We start from the raw sequence: 2365 nt of genomic DNA on the forward strand, positions 1-2365 counted from the left end.
CTGGCCTTTGTCACGGCGACGGGGACAGTCATGCTGCCGCACGTGGCCAATGCCTTTGCCCAGCATGACATGGAAAAAGTCCACAAGATGCTGTACAAATCCTTTGATTTTGTATCGGCTCTGGCCTATCCGATGATGTTTGGGATTGCCGGCGTTTCTATGACTTTGGCGCCGCTTTACTACAGCTCCAAGTACGCCCCGGTTGGCCCGGCCATGCTGATTGAATCAATCATTATTCTGATGATCGGCTGGTCCAACGTGATCGGTACCCAGTACTTGCTGCCAGTCAACCGGGTCAAGGACTTTACGACTTCCGTAACAGTTGGGGCCGTGGTAAACATTATCATGAACTTCCCTTTGATCCACCTTTGGGGTCTGAACGGGGCCATGTGGTCAACGGTTTTGTCAGAAATCTCTGTTACTGCTTACCAGCTCTTCGTGGTCAGAAAGTCACTGGACATCAAAAAGATGTTTGCGGGCAGCTGGAAGTACCTGCTTTCAGGGATCGTGATGTTTGTCCCGGTCTTTTGGCTGAACACGCACATGAAGGCCAGCTGGTTTTGGCTTTTGATCGAAGTCGTAGTTGGGATTATATCCTATGGTGTGATGATTATATTGTTAAAGCCTCCCGTAGTATATCAAGCCAGAGAGATGTATCCTAATAAGGAGAAAAAGAAACGATAGGTATATTCTAGTGTATAGTTTCTCGGACATTTTATATAGATAGCATTTGTGATATAAATGTTTTCGTTGACAAAATAGTGGTATCTATTGCTACACTAGCATTATCCCTGATTTATATATTAGACTATAGTTTTATTTGCATATGGAGTATGAGGATGATAAGAGAAAAGTCAAGTGATCTAATAGAGAATATACTCTTGTTACTTCTTTCTATCAATTTGGTGTCTGGAATAATAAATTATTCAATGTTGAAACTACCAGTACTCAAAATTCAGCTCACTTCAGTAATTTTGTTGTTTGTATTGGCAATATTAGCAAATAGATTTACAGTTGAACAAATAACTGTAGGAGCTATTTGTATAGCTGTAACTTTTATTTCATGGATGTTCTATGGAGCTACTAGTGAATTCTTATTTTTAATTCTTTTGATGATAGGTGGGAGCTTAATAAATCCCAAAAAAGTCTTACAACTAACAGCAATAATAACAACTTGTAGTTTGATTTTTCTTTTCTTACTATCTAAGTTTGGAATTATTACTAACCTACTTTTTTGGAAAAATGGAAGTTATAGACAATCGTTTGGAATGATCTATCCTTTGACTTTTGCGGCATTTGTTCTATATGCTGTTGTTTCATTTTCGATGGTATCATTCTCTGATAATTCAAATCATATTTGGGCCATAGTAATAATTATATTGGCAATTACATTGAATAAGTACAATCAAGCTAGAAATGATTCTATTGCGTTAATAGCAATTGCTTTACTTTTTTGCTTTAATCTGAATAAGATCCCTAACATTAAAAAAATTACTGAAATTGGATTAATTAGTGTGGAAATTTTAGCTGTCGGGATGGTATTTCTTTCAAAGATAATACCCAATGCAACTAACATGTATTATAAAATGAACAGTATTTCTTCTAATAGATTATACCTTCAAAACATTTTATTTAGTAATTATCATCCGAGTGCATTTGGTAAGTATATTCCAGAAGTTGGTTTTGGTGGACAGGGACAACAAGTCCAAGGATATTTTTATATTGACAGCTCGTATACCAGAATCTTTTTTATGGGAGGAGTGATTTTATTCGTATTGTTTATGTATATAATATGGAGATTAATTTCAAAATTTATCCGTCTAGGTTTGTACCGCCACGCATGGCTGCTAATCATCGTTATGCTGACAGCTATTACAGAAGATACTTTTAGTAAATTGGGAACCAATATCCTTATTCCGATCTTTTTATGTAATGAGCAAGTAATAAAGGATAGCTTTATTACTTCAAAAAACTCTGTAAAATCAGTCAAAAGGAAGATTAAGTTTGAATTCTAGTATTCATGGGCATGGTGTATGGATAGGCCAAATCAAATAAGCTTTTGTTTTGTTCTTGTGTAGTATGGAGAATTAGTTTAAAATTACCGTAGAAAATAGACTTAGTATCATTTTCTTATTTACATCCCCTTTTAGTCACTGGAGCTAGCAAAAACTATATAGCCTAGTGGCCTTTTTGTTGTGTAAGCACCGTAAGCACCCAATAGCGAGGTACTTAAACTTCTCACTTGCAAACGTGGGCTCGTACCTTGAAAATTCAATAGTTTAGCCAATAAAAAAGCACAAGGCCTTTGTTCGCTTGATATAATTTAGTCAACCACAACATCATCAGTATCAAACGAAAGGCTTGT

General features: G+C 36.3%; 2 protein-coding genes. Both read left to right on the top strand.

Features of this window, described 5'->3' with window-relative positions; translation table 11 throughout:
* On the top strand, positions 1-684 hold a 684-nt coding region (locus QP860_RS10410), incomplete at its 5' end, for a lipid II flippase MurJ (RefSeq protein WP_284912778.1).
* Positions 685-839: 155 nt separating this feature from the next.
* On the top strand, positions 840-2015 hold the full coding sequence (locus QP860_RS10415; protein WP_101868837.1) for a hypothetical protein: 1176 nt from the start codon (positions 840-842) through the stop codon (positions 2013-2015).
* Positions 2016-2365 lie beyond the last annotated feature (350 nt).

The sequence above is a fragment of the Aerococcus sp. UMB1112A genome (assembly GCF_030230715.1).
Taxonomy (GTDB): Bacteria; Bacillota; Bacilli; order Lactobacillales; family Aerococcaceae; genus Aerococcus.